The organism is Microtetraspora sp. AC03309 (assembly GCF_020826795.1).
Taxonomy (GTDB): Bacteria; Actinomycetota; Actinomycetes; order Streptosporangiales; family Streptosporangiaceae; genus Microtetraspora; species Microtetraspora glauca.
This window is the reverse complement of record NZ_JADDIL010000193.1, coordinates 1-1,548: the sequence shown is the minus strand read 5'-3', so window position 1 is coordinate 1,548 and position 1,548 is coordinate 1. Positions and strand designations below refer to the sequence as shown.

Here is a 1,548-nt window from a genome sequence, read left to right as displayed (position 1 = left end):
GGAGGAGATCGCCGCTGAGTCGGTGATCGAAGGTCCGCCACGCTCACTGGTGTTGACCGTGGGACCGCAGCTGGCTGCCCATTACGGCAGGAGGGCACCTCAGCTGTGGGCACCGCCGCTGGACGATCCGATCCCCCTGGACAAGGTGCTCACCGAGGCTGCAGCAGCGCCAGAGCGCTCCGGTGGCCCGTGGTGGCCGCTCGGCGAGATCGACATGCCACGCCAACTCACCCACGGACTGCTCAACTACAGCGCCGACGACGGCAACATCCTGCTGCTCGCCAAGGACACCGAAGAAGCGTCGATGGTGGTGCAGACATTCATCCTGTCCGCCGCGTCGCGGTACTCGCCGACCGAAGTCGGGTTCTTCGCGTTCGGCTACGGCGGCCCCGGCCTGGGCACCGTGAAGGATCTGCCGCATATGGGCGCGATCGGTGGCCGTGACCGCAACCAACTCAACGTGCGACTGTTCGCCGACCTGGACGCGATTGCCACCCGCCGCCGACAGCTGTTCGAGGAGCACAACATTGGTTCTCTTGAGGAATACCGCCGCCGCCGGCGTGCCGGGGAGGCTGCGCTCGACGACGGATATCCCATCGACCTGTTCGTCATCGTCGACGGGTATGAGGGCTTCGTGACCGACAACGTCTCGTTGATGAACGCCAAGAATCCCTTCGAGAAGAACCTGGATCGCCTTGCCGGCGCGGGCCGGGGGATCCATTTGATGGTCACTGCCGCGTCCTGGATCAAGCTGAGCAACGAGGTCAACAACAAGGTGTCGGTGACCTACGAGCTCAAGCTGTCCAAACCCAGCGAGTCGACGGTCCGAGCGCGTGTCGACGACCAGATGATGCGCCCCCAGGACCGTATCCCCGTCAACCAGCCCGGGCGCGGCATCACCCAGGCAGGTGAGGTGATTCGGTTCGCTGTCGGTCGCACCGACGGCCAGGCCACGATGAATGAGCTCGACGTCAAGGTGCGAGAGACCGTCGCCGCGTTGTTGAACCGCTATGCCAATGCGCGAGCCGTTCCGGCGCCACAGCTACTTCCGACCTATGTCTCTGCAGCCAAGCTGCCGCAGCTTGACGGTGAGCGTTACGCAGTCGGTGTGCGTGGCCGCGACCTGCAGCCGTTGGTGTTCGACTTCGCCGAGTCGCCCCTGCTGGCGGTGTATGGCGACGACCATCACGGAAAGACTCCGTTCATCGAGAACATGGTCCGCAGTGTCGTGACAAGGCGACGTGGTCCGGACGATGCCATCGTCTGCATCTTCGATAGGCGGAAACGCCTCAAGGGGCTGACTCGGTACCTGGAGCACGGAGAGGACTACTACGAGCAGGATTTCGAGAAGATGGCGCAACGGATCATGACGCTAGCGCAGGTGTGCGATCAACGTAAACCCCCGGCCGAGGTCGCCGACAGCTGGGATCACCTGCACACCTGGACGTTCGACGGGCCGAAGATCTATCTGTTCGTCGACGATCTCGATGTGATCCCCAACCAGCTGACCGTGCACGATCCGCTGCCGGTGGGGGCGCAGCCTGGCAC

General features: G+C 63.8%; 1 protein-coding gene. It reads left to right on the top strand.

What is annotated here, in order from left to right:
• The coding region (locus IMZ11_RS42225) for an FtsK/SpoIIIE domain-containing protein (protein ID WP_255708096.1) at window positions 1-1,548 on the top strand (1,548 nt) is incomplete at both ends.